The sequence below is a fragment of the Bacillus sp. HMF5848 genome (genome assembly GCF_003944835.1).
Lineage (GTDB): Bacteria > Bacillota > Bacilli > Bacillales > HMF5848 > HMF5848.
In genome coordinates this window covers 2,250,761-2,268,244 of the sequence record NZ_RWIV01000001.1, presented here as the reverse complement: position 1 = coordinate 2,268,244, position 17,484 = coordinate 2,250,761, and the positions used below count along the sequence as shown (strand labels likewise).

The 17,484-nt window shown below is 35.6% G+C and carries 19 protein-coding genes; 13 read left to right on the top strand and 6 right to left on the bottom strand.

Translation table 11 applies throughout. From position 1 onward, the window contains the following. Nucleotides 1-92 precede the first annotated feature (92 nt). The gene (locus EJF36_RS10875; RefSeq protein ID WP_125906345.1) at nt 93-728 is read left to right on the top strand and encodes an MOSC domain-containing protein; all 636 of its coding nucleotides are present in this window, start codon (nt 93-95) and stop codon (nt 726-728) included. A gap of 150 nt (nt 729-878) precedes the next feature. Here EJF36_RS10875 and EJF36_RS10870 read toward each other — a convergent pair whose 3' ends face one another. Then, on the bottom strand, nt 879-1,799 hold the full coding sequence (locus EJF36_RS10870) for a CobW family GTP-binding protein (protein ID WP_125906344.1): 921 nt from the start codon (nt 1,797-1,799) through the stop codon (nt 879-881). Nucleotides 1,800-2,154: 355 nt separating this feature from the next. On the opposite strand from EJF36_RS10870, the gene EJF36_RS10865 reads away from it, so the two are divergent. The 5 genes from EJF36_RS10865 to gpsB all read left to right on the top strand — a co-directional run bounded on the left by EJF36_RS10865 (nt 2,155) and on the right by gpsB (nt 7,242). After that, entirely contained in the window at nt 2,155-4,425 is a 2,271-nt protein-coding gene (locus EJF36_RS10865; protein ID WP_125906343.1) for a DEAD/DEAH box helicase, read from the top strand. A gap of 15 nt (nt 4,426-4,440) precedes the next feature. Further along, complete coding sequence (locus EJF36_RS10860; protein WP_125906342.1) at nt 4,441-5,712, top strand: ribonuclease H-like domain-containing protein; 1,272 nt, start codon at nt 4,441-4,443, stop codon at nt 5,710-5,712. Nucleotides 5,713-5,974: 262 nt separating this feature from the next. Continuing rightward, nucleotides 5,975-6,208, top strand: coding sequence for a CotD family spore coat protein (locus tag EJF36_RS10855; protein ID WP_125906341.1), 234 nt, complete (start codon nt 5,975-5,977; stop codon nt 6,206-6,208). 85 nt (nt 6,209-6,293) lie between these two features. Continuing rightward, on the top strand, nt 6,294-6,854 hold the full coding sequence (locus EJF36_RS10850; RefSeq protein WP_125908346.1) for a DUF1273 domain-containing protein: 561 nt from the start codon (nt 6,294-6,296) through the stop codon (nt 6,852-6,854). An 85-nt stretch (nt 6,855-6,939) separates the two neighbouring features. Continuing rightward, complete coding sequence (gene gpsB / locus EJF36_RS10845) at nt 6,940-7,242, top strand: cell division regulator GpsB (RefSeq protein WP_125906340.1); 303 nt, start codon at nt 6,940-6,942, stop codon at nt 7,240-7,242. A 101-nt stretch (nt 7,243-7,343) separates the two neighbouring features. Here gpsB and EJF36_RS22185 read toward each other — a convergent pair whose 3' ends face one another. Beyond that, a complete protein-coding gene (locus tag EJF36_RS22185; RefSeq protein ID WP_125908345.1) occupies nt 7,344-7,430 on the bottom strand; it encodes a PQ-loop repeat-containing protein in 87 nt (28 codons plus the stop codon). 130 nt (nt 7,431-7,560) lie between these two features. Between EJF36_RS22185 and EJF36_RS10835 the strand changes: the two genes are divergently transcribed. From EJF36_RS10835 to EJF36_RS10825, 3 genes are all read left to right on the top strand, one after another. After that, nucleotides 7,561-8,697: a THUMP domain-containing class I SAM-dependent RNA methyltransferase gene (locus EJF36_RS10835; protein WP_125906339.1), complete on the top strand. Its 1,137-nt coding sequence runs from the start codon at nt 7,561-7,563 to the stop codon at nt 8,695-8,697. A 73-nt stretch (nt 8,698-8,770) separates the two neighbouring features. Then, nucleotides 8,771-8,962 (top strand): hypothetical protein, encoded by a 192-nt coding sequence (locus EJF36_RS10830; RefSeq protein WP_125906338.1) that lies wholly within the window; start codon nt 8,771-8,773, stop codon nt 8,960-8,962. A gap of 85 nt (nt 8,963-9,047) precedes the next feature. Then, complete coding sequence (locus EJF36_RS10825; RefSeq protein ID WP_125908344.1) at nt 9,048-10,529, top strand: carboxypeptidase M32; 1,482 nt, start codon at nt 9,048-9,050, stop codon at nt 10,527-10,529. Nucleotides 10,530-10,610: 81 nt separating this feature from the next. Here the strand turns inward: EJF36_RS10825 and EJF36_RS10820 are convergent, their stop codons facing one another. From EJF36_RS10820 to EJF36_RS10810, 3 genes are read right to left on the bottom strand one after another with little or no spacing between them, the layout of a single operon-like run. Further along, nucleotides 10,611-12,302, bottom strand: a complete 1,692-nt coding sequence (locus EJF36_RS10820) for a b(o/a)3-type cytochrome-c oxidase subunit 1 (protein WP_125906337.1) — start codon at nt 12,300-12,302, stop codon at nt 10,611-10,613. Continuing rightward, nucleotides 12,280-12,777 carry a cytochrome c oxidase subunit II gene (locus tag EJF36_RS10815; RefSeq protein ID WP_125906336.1) on the bottom strand — a complete coding sequence of 166 codons (498 nt, stop codon included), beginning with the start codon at nt 12,775-12,777 and terminating at the stop codon, nt 12,280-12,282. The genes EJF36_RS10820 and EJF36_RS10815 overlap by 23 nt, the downstream gene beginning before the upstream one ends. Nucleotides 12,778-12,821: 44 nt before the next feature. Continuing rightward, nucleotides 12,822-12,974, bottom strand: coding sequence for a cytochrome c oxidase subunit 2A (locus EJF36_RS10810; protein ID WP_125906335.1), 153 nt, complete (start codon nt 12,972-12,974; stop codon nt 12,822-12,824). 521 nt (nt 12,975-13,495) lie between these two features. Here EJF36_RS10810 and EJF36_RS10805 point away from each other — a divergent pair. Then, nucleotides 13,496-14,266 (top strand): SDR family NAD(P)-dependent oxidoreductase, encoded by a 771-nt coding sequence (locus EJF36_RS10805; protein ID WP_125906334.1) that lies wholly within the window; start codon nt 13,496-13,498, stop codon nt 14,264-14,266. Between the two features lie 80 nt (nt 14,267-14,346). On the opposite strand, the gene EJF36_RS10800 is transcribed toward EJF36_RS10805, so the two are convergent. Continuing rightward, complete coding sequence (locus EJF36_RS10800) at nt 14,347-14,802, bottom strand: chemotaxis protein CheX (protein ID WP_125906333.1); 456 nt, start codon at nt 14,800-14,802, stop codon at nt 14,347-14,349. A gap of 139 nt (nt 14,803-14,941) precedes the next feature. Here EJF36_RS10800 and EJF36_RS10795 point away from each other — a divergent pair, with 139 nt between their 5' ends. The 3 genes from EJF36_RS10795 (at nt 14,942) to EJF36_RS10785 (ending at nt 17,302) form a co-directional block, all read left to right on the top strand. Continuing rightward, nucleotides 14,942-15,502 (top strand): GNAT family N-acetyltransferase, encoded by a 561-nt coding sequence (locus EJF36_RS10795; protein ID WP_260471873.1) that lies wholly within the window; start codon nt 14,942-14,944, stop codon nt 15,500-15,502. A gap of 160 nt (nt 15,503-15,662) precedes the next feature. Next, nucleotides 15,663-16,736: a type III polyketide synthase gene (locus tag EJF36_RS10790; RefSeq protein WP_125906332.1), complete on the top strand. Its 1,074-nt coding sequence runs from the start codon at nt 15,663-15,665 to the stop codon at nt 16,734-16,736. Beyond that, nucleotides 16,736-17,302 carry an isoprenylcysteine carboxyl methyltransferase family protein gene (locus EJF36_RS10785; protein WP_125906331.1) on the top strand — a complete coding sequence of 189 codons (567 nt, stop codon included), beginning with the start codon at nt 16,736-16,738 and terminating at the stop codon, nt 17,300-17,302. Before EJF36_RS10790 ends, EJF36_RS10785 begins: the two co-directional genes overlap by 1 nt. The last annotated feature ends 182 nt before the right edge of the window (nt 17,303-17,484 follow it).

The window sequence follows — 17,484 nt, the reverse complement described above, 5'->3', positions numbered from 1 at the left end:
TATATTCAGAGATAGTAGCTTGTACCACTCTTTTTAAAAAATCTTTATATTGTGATGAAATTCTGTAAAATGAAAAGAAGGAGGTGCTGGGGATGCAGGGAAACATAGAATCTATTCAAATAGGCTTACCTAAAGAAATGCCACATTATGCTGGTGTAATGGAAACAGCAGTTAGAAAAGATGAAGTGAACGAAGCTTTTTTAGCGATGGAAGGGTTTGAAGGAGATGAGGTAGCGAACAAAAAGTACCATGGGGGACTGGATAGAGCGATACTTCTCTATGCTTACGACCATTATGATAAATGGGAAAAGGAGTTTCATACAAAGCTTAGAAAAGCGGCTTTTGGTGAAAACGTCACTGTTGGTGGCTTAACAGAGGATAACGTACACATTGGTGATATATATCAAATAGGTGCTGCTTTCATTCAAATCACGCAAAGTCGCATACCATGTGATACGTTATCTAAAAACAACAATATCAAAAAGATACTGCCACGACTCGTAGAGACTGGATATACTGGCTATTTAGCAAGAGTAATACAAGAAGGGCTAATTTATAAATCAGATAAAGTAACTTTAATTGAAAGACAACCTCATTCTGTATCCGTTTTGTTTACACACAATACATATTTTCATGATAAAACGAATAAAGAGGCAATAAAACGTATACTAGCTTGTGAAGCTTTAGCAGAGGATTGGAAGAACAAATTAAATAAGTTAATTTTATAACTTGTCCGACGTGTTAAAGCAGTCACCCACGGAAGTATTAATCTTCGTAACGAAACAATGCGATTAACCGCAGGAACTGCGGGGATAGCCTAATCATTGTGTTCTTAGGAAATCCCCGCTTCAAGCTGCAGGGTGGTTAGTTCGAATAAACTAGCTATTCTCAATCTCATGAAATTGCTTTTGTAAAGTAGTATGGTCTAACTCTTCTCCTATTAATACAATTGTCATAGGCACTTTTAAAATTTCAGGTAAATAAATTGGAACGCCATATGAGTATTGGATACTCATTGTGCGGTTTGGTGCATCAGTAAACCTGATATAACCTTTTAAGCGATACAATTTATCGGGCGCTTGTCTAAGCCATTCTTCAAATACGTCACGATTGACCGGATTTTTGAACTCATGTACATATGTTTTAAGGTGAAGATTTTTTTGAACATGAGCTTGTTCATGTTGCTGTTTATTCTGTAACTGTACATTATATATTTCATTCATGTTTATTTTTGCATATTCAGTCATAATACAGCGTGCCCTGTTGTTTAAAGACTGAATATCATGAAGGATTGATGCCTTTTCTCCTTCGCTTAGTCCATCAAGCTTATTCAGTAAAATGATGTCTGCATGGATAATCTGCTCGAGCATTAATCTTTGAATTTGTATAGAATGAGTATCTCTGCTTTGCCAACGTTTTGCATCAACTAATGATATGATCCCTTTTACGACAACTTGGTTTGCAAAAGAAGGTGATAAACAAGCATCAAGCACTTCGATAGGGTGTGCAGCTCCTGTTGTTTCAATATAGACCGCATCTAGCTCATATTGTTGAAGCATGGAATGGAGTTGTGTTTCGAATTGACCTTGAATCGTACAACACACACATCCGTTCAGAAGCTCTTTAAAAGGAGTATTATCAGGTATAGAATCTGAATCAATAGAAACTTGTCCTAATTCATTCATGACAACAGCAATTTTCCTGTCACGCATTTGTTCTTCACGCAAAATATTCTTTAAAAGAGTAGTTTTTCCACTACCTAGAAATCCAGACAATATGAATATTTCAACTTGTTTCATGTAATCTTTTCCTTTCCGTAAATCTTCATTAGTCTTTTATACGTTTAAATGTCTATTATACAAGATTGTATTAAAGTAAGTAAGCGGCTGTTTCATGCATAAACAATTTATTCTATAAATAGTAAAGTACAAAATGTTGAATTAGCTAGTATTTTAATTGGCACGTATTCTAGACAAAGTAAATGGTAACGTATGTTAAAATATTTATACCTATTACTAGAAATAGAAACAAGCGTTCGTTATACTTATAATACAAAGTTTGCTTTTTAAGTCCTATCAGTATGCTAGCACCTTGCTATTAGATTGATATTAAATGCTAGCATATTGCTAACATACAGGAAGGAAAGTGATTGGCATGAAGCCTCGTCAGTCGTTACAAGATATCATTTTAGAATTAAAGACAAATAAATCTATTAAAAAAAATATTGTTCATTGGCATACAATTGAAGAAAAACCTGCTAGCTTTGTTGATATACCAGATACGGTTGACTTTCGTCTAAAGACTGCACTCCATAAAAGAGGCATCCGCACATTGTATTCACATCAATCATTGGCATTTAACTATGCGAGTATTCAACAAGACTTTACAGCGGTGACTCCTACTGCATCTGGAAAAACATTGTGTTACAACTTACCAGTTCTTCAAACTATTATAAAAAATGATGAAGCGCGAGCTCTATATTTATTTCCTACTAAGGCGTTAGCACAAGATCAGAAGAGTGAGCTAACAGAACTAATTCAAGAAATCGGTGTATCCATCAATAGTTGGACTTATGATGGAGATACTGCTGCTAATATTCGACAAAAAGTTCGTAAAGCAGGCCATATTGTTATCACCAATCCAGATATGCTTCATAGTGCTATTTTGCCACATCATACGAAATGGGTATCTTTATTTGAAAATCTGCATTATATTGTCATTGATGAATTACATACGTATCGAGGAGTATTTGGTAGTCATGTTGCCAATGTAATTCGCAGGTTAAAGCGTATATGTGCCTATTACGGTAGCAATCCAACATTTATATGTACATCAGCAACAATATCTAATCCAAAGGAACATGCTGAACAGTTAACTGGAAAGCCCATGAAGCTTATTGACAAAAATGGAGCCCCATCTGGGAAAAAACATTTTGTTTTTTATAATCCCCCTATTGTTAATGAGGCTTTGAATATTCGGCGAAGTGCAACACTCGAAGTTCGAAAATTGGCTAGCATATTTTTAAAACAGAAGATACAAACTATAGTTTTTGCAAGAAGTCGTGTACGTGTAGAAATTTTACTCACTTACCTTCAGGAGCTAGTTAAAAAAGAGTTGGGAAAAAAGTCGATCCGAGGTTACCGCGGGGGATATCTCCCAACTTTACGTCGAGAAATAGAGTTTGGATTAAGAAGTGGAGATATTTATGGTGTTGTAAGCACGAATGCACTAGAACTAGGGGTCGATATTGGACAACTCCAAGTATGTATTATGACAGGGTATCCAGGTTCTATAGCAAGTGCTTGGCAGCAAGCTGGAAGAGCTGGTAGACGACAGGATGAAGCGCTTATTGTGATGGTGGCTAGTTCTAGTCCCCTCGATCAATACATCATTCAACATCCGGATTACTTTTTAGAACGCAATCCAGAAACAGCAAGAATTAATCCAGATAATTTAGTTATACTCATAGATCACATAAAATGTGCTGCATTTGAAATTCCATTTCAAGAAGGCGACTCATTTGCTGGAGTTGAAATAGAAGAGATTCTCGAGTATTTAACTAATGAACATGTGTTACACCATAGTGCTAAGAAATGGTTTTGGATGAGTGATAGCTTTCCAGCTCACGGTATTAGCTTACGATCAGCATCTCAGGAAAATATTGTTATTATAGACCAAACAGTAACCGGTGCGGTAAAAGTAATTGGTGAGATGGACCGATTTAGTGCCATGACACTGCTACATGAAGAAGCAATCTATTTGCATGAAGGGATACAATATCAAGTAGAAACGTTAGATTGGGAAGAAAAAAAGGCTTTTGTTCGTGAGATTGACGTTGATTATTTTACTGATGCAAATTTAGCAGTAGAGCTTAAGGTACTTGAAGAAGATAAATTAACTAAATCAACATTCGTAGAAACAGGTTTTGGTGATGTAATGGTTGTTGCAAAGGCAACGATCTTTAAAAAAATAAAATTTGATACACATGAGAATATCGGATCGGGCCCTATCTATTTACCTGAAGAGGAGCTCCATACATCGTCTGCTTGGGTAAGCTTTGACAGAAATGCAATGGCTATGGAAAATGAAGCACGTTTAGAGCAAGGCTTAGTTGGGGCAGCGAACGCATTGCGACACATTGCACCTTTACTTGTGATGTGTGATCCTGCAGATATTCATGTGGTGCCACAAGTTAAGGCTATTCATAACGGAAAGCCTACTATATTTTTGTATGACCGATATCCGGGAGGAATCGGCTTAAGTGAAAGATTATACGAAGCAATATCAGAGTTGTTATATGAAGCAGAAACTATGGTTGAACGCTGTCCATGTGATGAAGGCTGTCCTTCATGTATTGGAACTGATGCCACTAATAAGCATGCGAAACATGATGCTCTAAAATTACTTAAAATGCTCGTAAATTAACGTAAGGTGATGAATATGCCATTAAAGGACAAACTGCAGCGATTAAAAAAACATATAAATACGACTGACTCATCGGAATTTACTAAATCTGAGGTGTCTAAAGATAGCGTTTTAGAGGATTTTAGTAAATGGGAGGAATTTGGAACAGTTCGCTATGAGTTAGATGGTGGAGTTTGCTACGTGCGGACAGTTGAATATCCTTTAACACATAAGCATGGATTATATAAATTCAATCAAATATTTGACGTTGTAGAGGAATGGAATCGACTAAGTCTTGTTCATCCATTGTCATCAAGAGGGTATAAAACAAGTGATTTATTCTTTTTTGATACGGAAACAACCGGATTACACGGAGGCACAGGGAATACTATTTTTTTACTAGGTCATGCCCAAGTACTTGCTGATAAAGTAATAGTGAAGCAACATTTCCTCCCTAGTCCAGATGGAGAAATCGCCTTATATCACAGTTTTTTGTCACATGTTAATTATTCGACACTGGTCACTTATAATGGCAAAGCATTCGATTGGCCACAAGTCAAAACACGACATACACTGGTTCGTAACCATGTGCCAAAACTACCAGAGTTTGGTCACTTTGACTTATTACATGCCTCACGTAGGTTTTGGAAGGATGACCTTGAAGCGGTAAAACTTAGTATTGTAGAACGTGATATTATCCAAGTTACACGCGAGGATGATGTACCAGGTTACCTCGCTCCCATGATTTATTTTACTTACTTACAAGACCGAAAGCCTGATTCGATTTTTCAAGTATTGCGTCACAATGAATATGATTTGTTATCACTTATTACATTATATATTCACCTATCTAGACTGTTACTGCTTCCAGAGCAAGGCGCAAACAATACAGAACGTTTAAGAGCGGCACGGTGGTTAGAGCAATTAGGGAATCATGAGATGGCCATGCTATTGTATGAACCACTTGTTAAAGAGGGTATAGAGCAGGCTATGTGGCATCAATCTATACTATACAAAAAAAATCAACAATGGCAACACTCATTACACCTATGGGAGTTACTACACAATGGTGATAATATAGAGCTTAAAGTAGGTAGTTTAGTTGAATTAGCAAAGTATTATGAACATATTAATAAAAATTATCAATTAGCATTAAATTTTGCACAGAAGTGTTATACAATAATCAAGTCCAATAATACTTTTTGTGACAGTGATATTGTAAAAAGAATAGCTAGGCTTGAGAAGAAATCAATTCCCCGGGAAAGCGCAAAAAACGCGTTAAATCGGGAAAACAATCCAATTTTATGAAGAATCTTGTTAGCTCTCGTCAGATTGTGTAAAATCATTATGAGAAATGTATCGAAACTTGTAATAATCGAGGAGAGACTGACATTGCATAAGTCACTTGTGTTCTTATTTTTTTTAATGATTATCATTATTTTTCTTGTATTCACAAATTTTCGCCATCAAATGATTGCGATTCTATAAAAATAGGTATTTGTATTAGTACATGTACACATGTCCCAACATAGGCTGTTATTGATAACACTATGAAAGGGGATTAACATCTATGCATTGCAGACCAAAAGTATTACCGACAGTTGTGCATCCGACAAAGAATTGTGTGCAACATCAATTTCAAAATTATGTCGTACCGCATATTCACCCAACGCATAACACATTAGTAAATCATCATATATACAATCACACACACTATTTCCCACAAACAAATTCTGTCGAAAATGTGGTATCGAACCAACAGTTCACTTGTCCTGGTCCTGGACCAATGCCATTTGGTCAATAATTTTTTTAAAAAGGAACTGAGAACCTCAGTTCCTTTTTTACCTATATAGTATCATTGAAATATGGGAGGAAGGGAGAGATTTTATATCAAAGTCTTTGTTATAACAGGTTATAAATCATTTGAACTCGGTATATTTAATCAAAAACATGAAGCTATTAAGTACATAAAAAAGGCAATAAAAAATGAGTTACTAACTCGTATTGATGAAGGTTTAGAATGGGTTGTAATAAGCGGACAATTAGGTGTAGAACTGTGGACAGCAGAGGTTGCAATCGAATTACGCGAGAATTATCCACATCTTAAGTTAGCAGTCCTTACACCTTTTATGGACCAAGAATCGAAATGGAATGAAAATCTACAAGAGTATTATCATTCAATCCTGCATGAAGCAGACTTTGTTGAAACGATAACAAATCGACCATATGAGGGGCCATGGCAATTTAAAGCAAAAGATGAATTGCTGTTATCTAAAAGTGATGGTTCAATAATTGTGTATGATGAAGAGAAAGAAGGAAGTCCTAAGTATTTCCTCGAAAAGGCGCGTGAGTATGGAAATACCTCAGATTATCAGGTAATACAGATTACTCTAGCCGACTTACAAAACGTTATCGAAGAAGAACAGTGGGAAAATGACGAAAATGTATAGGCTTACATATAAAAAGATAAATTGACATTATTGTTGATTTTTGAAAGAATAGAACTAGAGTTAGTGGTAGAATGAGGTGAATTATATGTTATCAGATAAAGTAAGACTAACGGCAAAAGACATATTAGAACAAGAGTTTAAATCTGGTATGCGTGGATATAAACAAGAAGAAGTGGATAAATTTCTTGATTTAATCATAAAAGATTATGAAACATTCCATCAGGAAATTGAGAATTTACAACAGGAAAATTTACGATTAAAGAAGCAGCTTGAAGAAACAAATAAAGCAAAACCAGCTGCCCAAGTGCAAACTGGAACAAACTTTGACATTTTGAAACGCTTATCAAATTTAGAAAAACACGTGTTTGGAAGTAAGCTGTACGATTAATGTACATAAAAAGTAAGAAGGCTAACCTAAGTGTGTTTTCATTATCAACTGTGAGCTTTAAAGTATAGCACGGTTGTAGAAGAACAACTCACGATAAAAGGTTAGCCTTTTCTTAATGTATTACCAACAAAAACTAAACAATATAAGTCTAGTGACTGTGTTTCAGCACTCTTTCTTAAATAATTCATAATGAATACAAAAATGCTTCATACTTACCTATTGAAGTGACTTATTATCGCAAATTATAAGTCACGCTTTCCTTATGTTTAGATAAAAATTGGTCATACTTGTAATAGTAAAATTAGGAGGAACAATGAAATGGCACATATTACATATATTGCAACTACAGCTATGGGATTAGAAGCTATTGCTGCAAAAGAGATTCGTGATCTTGGTTATGATTGTGAAGTTGAAAATGGTAAAGTTATTTTTAAAGGTGATGAAATGGCTCTGTGTCGCGCAAATTTATGGGCTAGAACAGCAGACCGTATCAAAATTAAAGTAGGCGAATTTAAAGCCACAACGTTTGAACAGTTATTTGAGCAAACAAAAGCGTTACCTTGGGAGCAGTTTATTGCTGAGGATGCGGAGTTTCCTGTTATAGGGAAGTCCGTGAAATCAAAGTTGTTCAGTGTACCTGACTGCCAAAGTATCGTAAAAAAGGCCGTAGTCGAAAGGTTAAAAAGTGCATATCGTAAAACAAATTGGTTTGATGAAACAGGTGGACTATGTCGTATTGAAGTTGCGTTGTTAAAAGATATTGCAACGTTAACACTCGATACTAGTGGTCATGGTTTACATAAGAGAGGTTATCGTTTAGATCAAGGTGAAGCACCTATCAAGGAAACCTTAGCAGCTGCGCTTGTTTTATTAACGAATTGGACAGCTGACAAGCCCTTTGTCGATCCATTTTGTGGATCAGGAACAATACCAATCGAGGCCGCTTTAATTGGTCAAAACATTGCACCAGGTTTTAATCGTGACTTTGCAAGTGAGAGCTGGCCATGGATAGATAAGGCGATTTGGCAAAAAGCACGACAAGAGGTAGAAGATATGGCGAAATATGACCAACCGCTCGATATTTCAGGGTACGATATAGATCATCGTATGGTTAGGATAGCTCAAGAAAACGCTACTGAAGCGGGTTTTATGGATATAATTAACTTTAAACAAATGCAAGTAAAGGATTTTACAACTAAAAAAGAGTATGGCGTGATGGTAGGTAATCCACCATATGGTGAAAGAATTGGTGATAAGCCCGTTGTAGAGCAAATGTACCGAGAGATGGGTGAGGCATTAAGCTTATACGACACTTGGTCCTTCTATTTTTTGACTTCACATGAAGGATTTGAACAACTATACGGAAAAAAAGCTACGAAAAAGCGGAAATTATTTAATGGATTTATCAAAACAGACTATTATCAATATTGGGGAAAACGCCCACCTAGAAGGTAAAAGGTAAGTGAATAGATTTTTTATTTTTTTCATACAATTGTATAGTCTAATTTTATTTATAAGGGTGATTTAAATGAGAGACTATACTAATGTTGACTTCAAAATGATACTAAACACACTTCAAGCAACGTATGAAGAGTTACAACATGCACACGTCAATGCGGAACAGTTGCAGCAAATAAAGTTGGCATCAGAGGATGTGTTAGCAGCTGCAGCACACTCAACACATATAAATAAAGATGCTTTGAAGTTAACGATTTTATAGCAGGAGACCTTGTATTTTTCTAGAATTATATTGTGGAGTAGATGTGAGAGGAGATACAACGTTGACAAAAGTAGTAGATAAATTTATGGATTATGTAAAAAAAATGACAAGTTTTAATGAAGCTATAAGCTTGATGTATTGGGATATGAGAACAGGCGCTCCGAAGAAAGGGATTGAGGCACGTTCTGATGTAATTGGTATATTGTCTCAAGAAGTCTTCAAAATGAGTACATCAGAAGAAATGGCAGCTTTCATTGCAGAGCTATCAAAAGAAGAAATTCGAGAAGATTTGTCACCGATAGTATGTAAAACGTTAGAAGAATGTATCAAAGAATATGAACGCAATAAAAAGATTCCTGCTGATGAATATAGAAATTACGTTGTTTTACAAAGTAAAGCAGAGTCTGCATGGGAGGAAGCTAAGGCAAAGGCAGATTTTTCTATGTTTGAGCCTTATTTAGAGCAACTTGTTGAATATAACAAAAAGTTTATTAACTACTGGGGTGTTAAAGGTAGTCCCTATAACACGCTACTTGATATGTATGAGCCTGGTGTAACAGTTGAAGATATTGATCCTGTTTTTAAACAACTTCGTGATAGCATTGTTCCTTTAGTAAAAGAGATTGCTAATTCTGGAAACAATTTAGACACTAGTTTTTTATATAAAGAGTTTCCAAAAGAACAACAACGTCAGTTTAGTTTGGATCTTTTAAAGGAGTTAGGTTATAGTTTTGAAGCAGGTCGCTTAGATGAAACTGTTCATCCTTTTGCGATTGGTTTAAATCCTGGTGATGTAAGAATTACAACAAAATACGATACAAAGGATTTTCGAACAGCTGTATTTGGAACTATACATGAATGTGGCCATGCTATTTACGAACAAAATATATCCAAGGACTTACAAGGTACTCCGTTATGTACTGGTACTTCCATGGGGATTCATGAATCTCAATCACTCTTTTATGAAAACTTTGTAGGACGAAGCCGTCATTATTGGCAAAAAAACTTATCTTTGTTAAAAAATTATGCAACTGAACAATTTGTCAATATAGATAGCAATACTTTCTACAAAGCTATTAATGAATCTAAGCCGTCCCTTATCAGAATTGAGGCAGATGAACTAACGTATGCGTTACATATAATGATTCGCTACGAAATCGAGAAAGGCTTATTTAATGGGAATTTAGCTGTGAAAGATTTACCAGAAATATGGAACGATAAGTATGAGGAATATTTAGGTGTCCGCCCAACACATGATGGTGAAGGTGTACTTCAGGATGTCCATTGGGCAGGGGGTAGTTTTGGATATTTCCCATCATATGCACTAGGTTACATGTATGCTGCTCAATTTAAAAATTCAATGCTAAAGGATATCCCAAACTACGATGAATTATTGGAAAGTGGGAATTTGATTCCTATTCGCACGTGGCTCACAGAAAATGTTCATCGTTACGGAAAAATGAAAAAGCCTCTTGAAATTTTAGACGATGTGACAGGTGAGGGGTTAAATGCGACATATTTAATCAACTACTTGCAAAGTAAATATAGAGAAATATACGAATTGTAATTATGATGATTTTTTATTAAAAATGATTATAAGTAACTAGTTATAAATTATAAAAGGCTGTCCAATTGGACAGCCTTTAGTTTATTCTCCTAATGGAGGTTGATAGCCACTATTTCCTATAACTTCAGGGAAGCCTGGTGAACCAGGAGGAGCATTCTGAATCATATCAATAAATGGTATTGTATAAGCAAACAGAATTAATAGCGTTACAACACCGATCCATACTCTCCAATTTTCAAATACTGCTGGTGCTTCTTCAGCAGATTCTTCAGCTTCAGCAATAGGGAATTCTTCATTTCCTTTTGGTGCAAAGAAAGCTAAGTTAACAAATATCACAATGACTAATATAATCCCAACGAATAAGATACTACCACCAACTGCTTGGGCTACTTGGTATGGAATCCAATCAATTGCTTGTTGTGATTCGCCATAAGTAGAGAAAGAAGAACGACGTGGTGCTCCAAGTAATCCTGCTAAATGCATGCCAGTTGACATAAATGTCATACCAACGCTCCATACTATTGCTTGAATAATAGCAAGCTTATTCATTTTCTTAGTTAGAACTCGACCTGTAATATGTGGAACAAGCCAGTACATAATACCGAAATATGTTAACACAACACTAGTAGCCAATGTTAAATGGAAATGTCCTGTTACCCAAATTGTATTATGAACAACTTGGTTTAATTGGTGAGACGCATTTACTAAACCACCTGCACCTGCAGGGATAAAGAACAGCATACCAATAAAAGGAACTGTAAAACGCGCATCTCCATAAGGTAGTTTTCGTAACCAGCCAAACAAACCAGAAGCACCTTTAGATCGACCATATAGCTCAAAGGTTGCAAACAATGCAAAGGCTGTCATTAATGATGGAATAACAACTAGGAAAGTTAAGATAACCTGTAAAAACTTCCAAGCAGGGTCAATACCTGGTTCTAACAATTGATGGTGGAAACCAACAGGTATTGAGAAAATTAAGAATAAAATAAAGGCCATTCTAGCAAGTGGATCCGAGAAAATTTTTGCACCGATAACCTTAGGCACAACAACATACCAAGCCATATACGCAGGTAATAACCAGAAGTATACAAGTGGGTGACCGAAGTACCAGAATAGGGTACGGCTTACTAAAATATTAATCTCATCAACTAATCCAAGTGACCAAGGTAAAATCTGAATTAATACTGTCGCAGCCACACCTAAAGTAGCAACGATCCATAACAATGTGTTAATAATAACCATGAACATAAGTAGTGGACTATTTTTACCTTTGTTTGCTTTTTTCCACTGTCCATAATGAATAATAGTTGCAGCACCCGTAATCCAGCTACCAACTACAACAAGTGTAAGACCAACATAAAATAACCAATGTGCTTGCATTGGGGCATAGAATGTATATAGTACAGATGCTTTGCCAATTAATATCATAACAGCAGCAATAGCTGTACCAGCTAAAAGTACCCAGAATCCAATCCAACCAGTAGTACGAACTTTTGGAGACATGGCACCACCAGTTTTGCTAACTGCTGCAAAATGAAATCCTAGAATAAAAAACGTTGTTAAAACAAGACCTAATAGAACACCGTGTACGGTTAAAATCTGATAATATCCTATGCCAAATGGTAAGCTTACTTTACCTGTTCTAACTAATGTTTGGAATAAACCAGCTAATCCACCTATAGCAAGTGCTACTATTGCGACGTAAAAGAACGCCATGACCAGTTTACCATCTTTTGTATCAATACGATCAATTGTTGAGGGCTTGAGCATTGCTAACCACCTCCACTTTTGCATTCATCATGTGATGTCCTACACCACAATATTCATTACATAAAATTAAAAATTCACCTGGTTTATCGAAAGTTGCTGTGTACTCACTTATGTAGCCAGGCTCTAACATCATGTTTACGTTCGTACCTGCCATCTGGAATCCATGTACAACATCCTTTGTAGTAGCAACGATTTTTACTCTTGCACCTTGAGGAATTTGCACCTTATTCGGATAATAAGCGAACGCTGAAGCCACGAAAGTTAATTGATAGTCATACTCTTCACTGTCCACCTTGACTAAACCAGGTTCATTGAAGGGAGGTGTAGTATCTACCTTCGCTGGATCAATTGTAGCTAAACAACTAGCAGGCTGGTTTCCAAGATAAAACGCGCTGATACCTAAAATAGTTAAAAAGATTAGTAGTGCACCAACCCCAACCAAAAGCCATATTTTTTCAAGTTTGTGCATATGCATGGCCGGAACTCTCCTCTCAATATATAAATAGTACAATTTTACTTTTATAAACGTTCTAGAAAAAGACCATATACACCAAAGAAAAATGCAGCTAATACAGCCAATAAAATAAAGACTGATGCCATAGTACCTCTGAGCTGTGAAGGACTATCTTCAATTTTAGTTTTGCTTTGGTGATTTAATTGTGGCTTTGCCATATGTAATATCCCCCTTTCATTTATGAATACCCCTTAAAAAAACTATGATTACACTTTTCATAATACAAAACATAAATAGAATTTCCACCCAGAAACTAGCAGTTCACAAATCTTTCAAATATTAACTTAACACTATTCTAATGATGTAAAATCGATAGAACAGTGATTTAGGTCACAATTTGTCAAAATGAATTGTGAACAAATTGTGACTTGATAAGAGCGTGAATTATCATATATATAAATGTGTAACAAAACTTGTACATTTATTCTAATGATGAATTCACAACGATATCATCTATAATATTTTTCTGTTTTTATAACAAAGAAGAGAAGAAAACAATACTTTAACATAGACAATTTTGTGAAGAACCGAACAAAATGTGAAGTAAGTATGAAGTTTGTGAATCAGATAAATGGAAATTATACTGCTAGTGTCGATGCAGATGCTCTTACCTTGGATACATTTCAATTGTGCTATAATAGATATCATTATTGACGAAATAATGGGAGGGAAACTAATAATGTATTTACCATCATTTTCATTACATAATAAGATAGCAATCGTTACAGGAGCAGGACGTGGAATAGGAAGAGCTATTTCTATTGGGATGGCACAAGCTGGAGCAGATGTAGCCTTACTATCACGTACAAAAGAAGACTTAGAGGAAACTGCTTCACATATAGAAGAGTTAGGTAGAAAGGCATACATATTACCGACAGACGTTACAGACAGGCAACAGGTGAAGCAAGCTGTAGATGCTCTATATCAACAAGCTGGAAAGATAGATGTTTTAGTTAATAATGCAGGGATGAATATTCGGTCACAAGCACTAGATGTAACAGATGAAGAGTGGGAAATTATTATGAATACGAATTTGAAGTCCGCCTTTATGGTGTCACAAGAGGTCGGGAGAATAATGAAATATAATAATGGAGGGAAAATATTAACAATTTCTTCTGTTGCGGGTGTAACAGCTTTGAGAACCGGAGTGGTATATGCTGCTACAAAGGCTGCTCTAAATCAAATGACAAAGGTGTTGGCGTTTGAGTGGGGAAAATACAATATTAATGTTAACTCCATTGGACCTTGGTATTTTAAAACACCTTTAACAGAAAAGTTACTTAATGATGAACACTATGTAGATGAGATATTGTCGGTAACACCTCTAAAGCGTATAGGGGAACTACCAGAGTTAGTTGGTCCAGCAGTGTTTTTAGCGTCTGACGCCGGAAATTATGTGACAGGACAAACTATTAATGTCGATGGTGGAATGACTATTCACGGTTTTTAATAAATTTATTGAATTTTAGTAAGATAGTACTTAGTGAAGAACTAGAAAAGCAGCCTATTATTTAGGCTGCTACTTTTATGTTATTTCATTTCAAGCATTAAGATGACTTGTAGCTCACCTAAATCAGCTACTTCTACTGGCACTTTAAAAGCTTTATCAAAGCCGTACATTTTTGTTTCACCGACAATTACTGTAGGAGGGGTAATGTCCATAGTTATATCTTTATTTGACAACACAGTTGTTAAATTTCCAGCAATCATATTACCGAGCTCACCAGTAAATGATTCAAGCATTTCACCCTCTAAAGCCATTCCGAACATAACTTGACCAATTCCGCCAAATACTTCTTTGCTACTTTCTAATATTAATCGACCGCGTACGTCACCAGTCATTCCAATTAATACTCCTATAGACGATTGCAGAAGGGGTTGCGTAAATAAGGCCGGTTTGTGAATATTTATGTTAAGTGGTATCACTCCTCGAAGGGCGTCGACAGTTGCATTTAACACGTGTGTAATGTTTGTACTAGTTGACATACGAATAACTCCTTTTATCTATATCATGCATAGTATTATGGTTGATTTGAAATGATATGTATATTGTATAGTATTCAAGACTGTTTTGCACCCATATTTTTGTTCTTTTCAACAAAAGTCGACAAAAAAAGGCGGTATCATGTTAGAAATGCAATGTATGAGGTTAGAATTTTTCGCGAAAGACGGATCAAAGATAACAATAAGACCAATTCTGGAAGATGATGCACTGGATGTTATTTGTTCTGCAAAAGCTATAGTAGACGCGGGTTCCTACATACAAAAGGAGAGGTTACGTACTTTAGACGAGGAACAAGCATTCATACGATACATGCATCAGCAAGGTAATATGTATATAGGAGTACAAATAAACGATAGTGGTGTAAAAGGGATTGCACGAGTAATTAGAGGTGAATTAACCATGAAAAGGCATACAGGTGTGTTTCGAACATGGCTATCACAGGATGCACAAGGTAAAGGCGTAGGTAAAAAAATTTTAGAATATACATTACAATGGTGTCGAGAAGAGAAATTAGAAAAGCTTTGGTTAACAGTGTTCTCTTCAAACGATAAGGCATATTCGTTATATAAAAGTTATGGGTTTAAAGAAGAAGGACGTCAAGCAAAGCAAGTTTTAATAAATGGACGTTATGAAGATGAAATCTTTATGGCTTATTTTTTCCAAAATTTAAGGGATGCATAATTACGAAGTCATACTATATAATTAAAGAGCACAACAACTTATTTACTCCCTTTAAAACGTCGACTTTCCCAAATGAAATGGGAGAGTCTTTTTTTTTGTGACATATTGCTAGGAAAATTGGGGAAAATAATGGGAAACAAAACTTTGGTGGTGAAAATACTTGCCAAGAATTGTCTCCGTTGGTCATGCAGTACCGAAAAATGAGGTAAATCAATCAGATGCATTAGAGTTTGTAAAAAACATATTTGCAGATAGTTTTAAAAACATTAATCGATTACTACCTGTTTTTAATAATGGTCAAATTCAAAAACGATATTTTGCAGAAAAACTGGAGTGGTTCGCCAGTGATCATTCATTCTCAGAAAAGAATACGGCTTACATACAGCATGCTACACAATTAGGTTGTGAAGCTATTGAAGCTTGTTTGGCTAATGCAACAATTCAACTGAAAGATATTGATGCTATTATATACATATCAACAACAGGCTTATCAACACCTAGTATAGAAGCAAAAATAATGAATAAAATGAAATTTTCACAGCACACGAAGAGAATTCCGATATGGGGACTTGGATGTGCAGGTGGTGCCAGCGGGTTAGCGAGAGCGTTTGAATATTGTCTCGCATACCCCGATGCAACAGTTCTTATAGTAGCTGTTGAACTCTGTAGTTTAACATTCCAAAAAGATGATACATCTAAAAGCAATTTCATAGGTACATCATTATTTGCAGATGGGGCCGCCGCTGCTGTGATAACAGGAGATAATGTTATATCTAATAAGAAGAACAAACCAGTAATCTCATATGTAGATAGTCAATCAACTCTAATGCCTAACTCTGAAGATGTCATGGGATGGAATGTTAGGGATAATGGTTTATACGTAGTATTCTCAAAAGACATTCCGAGTATAGTAAAGGAGTGGCTTCCTACTACTGTTGAAAAATTACTAAACAAGCACAACATAACAATTGACCAAATTACAAGATTTATTGCCCATCCCGGCGGAAAAAAAGTATTAGATGCGTATATTTCCAGTCTAAACCTATCTGAAAACATGACTGCTAAGTCTCTAAAGATTCTTAAAGAATATGGCAACATGTCAAGTGCAACTGTATTATTTGTACTCGAGGAATTCTTAAATAACGTTACCGAAGATGAAGGTTATTCCTTATTAGCAGCGTTAGGTCCAGGATTTAGTTCGGAGCTTATTTTGTTGAAATGGGGGGAATCGTAATGTTTTTTAACACACTTGTGAGTTGTTTGATCATTCAGAGACTAGGGGAAGTAGTTGTTGCTAGATCAAATGAAAAATGGATGCGTAAACGAGGGGCTGTTGAATATGGAGAACGACATTATCCCTTCATCGTCTTATTACATGTTTTATTCTTTTTAGCTTTATTCTTTGAGGTGATAATAACCGAACGTCAATTAGTTCCGCTTTGGCAGTTAGTATTGGCAGGATTTTTAATTGTGCAGGTTTTACGCATTTGGGCATTAGTGTCTTTAGGGCGTTTTTGGAATACAAAAATTCTTGTACTACCTTATGCCTCTATTCAAACAACAGGACCATACAGATTTATGAAGCACCCTAATTATGTCGTAGTTGCATTAGAGTTTATATTGATTCCTGTACTATTTCAAGCCTATTTTACAATGGTTGTATTTTCATTATTAAATGCATTGCTTCTCTTGCTGGTTCGTATACCGACTGAGGAAAAAGCGCTTTCTACTGTTACAAATGACGCTGACGTTAATAAAAATACTCCTAAATTTTACCCGAAAGTTATTAAAAAAGTGTGACAATAGATGATTTCTCATTGATAATCATTCTCTATCGTGGTATGATGCACTTATGATAATCATTATCAATAGATGACGGGCGGGTGATATCGGTGCTTGCTACAACAACAATCATCATATCTGTAGTAACTATATATACGGCTATCGGAGCATATATTGTTCATAAAGTAGATAACAGTTAT

Coding starts and splice junctions, on each gene's coding strand:
- EJF36_RS22185 (WP_125908345.1), bottom strand. CDS start 7,430: ATGAATTATTTAAGAAAGAGTGCTGAAACACAGTCACTAGACTTATAT.
- EJF36_RS10855 (WP_125906341.1), top strand. CDS start 5,975: ATGCATTGCAGACCAAAAGTATTACCGACAGTTGTGCATCCGACAAAG.
- EJF36_RS10785 (WP_125906331.1), top strand. CDS start 16,736: ATGTTTTTTAACACACTTGTGAGTTGTTTGATCATTCAGAGACTAGGG.
- EJF36_RS10835 (WP_125906339.1), top strand. CDS start 7,561: ATGGCACATATTACATATATTGCAACTACAGCTATGGGATTAGAAGCT.
- EJF36_RS10820 (WP_125906337.1), bottom strand. CDS start 12,302: ATGCTCAAGCCCTCAACAATTGATCGTATTGATACAAAAGATGGTAAA.
- EJF36_RS10810 (WP_125906335.1), bottom strand. CDS start 12,974: ATGGCAAAGCCACAATTAAATCACCAAAGCAAAACTAAAATTGAAGAT.
- EJF36_RS10870 (WP_125906344.1), bottom strand. CDS start 1,799: ATGAAACAAGTTGAAATATTCATATTGTCTGGATTTCTAGGTAGTGGA.
- EJF36_RS10815 (WP_125906336.1), bottom strand. CDS start 12,777: ATGCATATGCACAAACTTGAAAAAATATGGCTTTTGGTTGGGGTTGGT.
- EJF36_RS10825 (WP_125908344.1), top strand. CDS start 9,048: ATGGATTATGTAAAAAAAATGACAAGTTTTAATGAAGCTATAAGCTTG.
- EJF36_RS10800 (WP_125906333.1), bottom strand. CDS start 14,802: ATGTCAACTAGTACAAACATTACACACGTGTTAAATGCAACTGTCGAC.
- EJF36_RS10860 (WP_125906342.1), top strand. CDS start 4,441: ATGCCATTAAAGGACAAACTGCAGCGATTAAAAAAACATATAAATACG.
- gpsB (WP_125906340.1), top strand. CDS start 6,940: ATGTTATCAGATAAAGTAAGACTAACGGCAAAAGACATATTAGAACAA.
- EJF36_RS10875 (WP_125906345.1), top strand. CDS start 93: ATGCAGGGAAACATAGAATCTATTCAAATAGGCTTACCTAAAGAAATG.
- EJF36_RS10795 (WP_260471873.1), top strand. CDS start 14,942: ATGTTAGAAATGCAATGTATGAGGTTAGAATTTTTCGCGAAAGACGGA.
- EJF36_RS10865 (WP_125906343.1), top strand. CDS start 2,155: ATGAAGCCTCGTCAGTCGTTACAAGATATCATTTTAGAATTAAAGACA.
- EJF36_RS10805 (WP_125906334.1), top strand. CDS start 13,496: ATGTATTTACCATCATTTTCATTACATAATAAGATAGCAATCGTTACA.
- EJF36_RS10830 (WP_125906338.1), top strand. CDS start 8,771: ATGAGAGACTATACTAATGTTGACTTCAAAATGATACTAAACACACTT.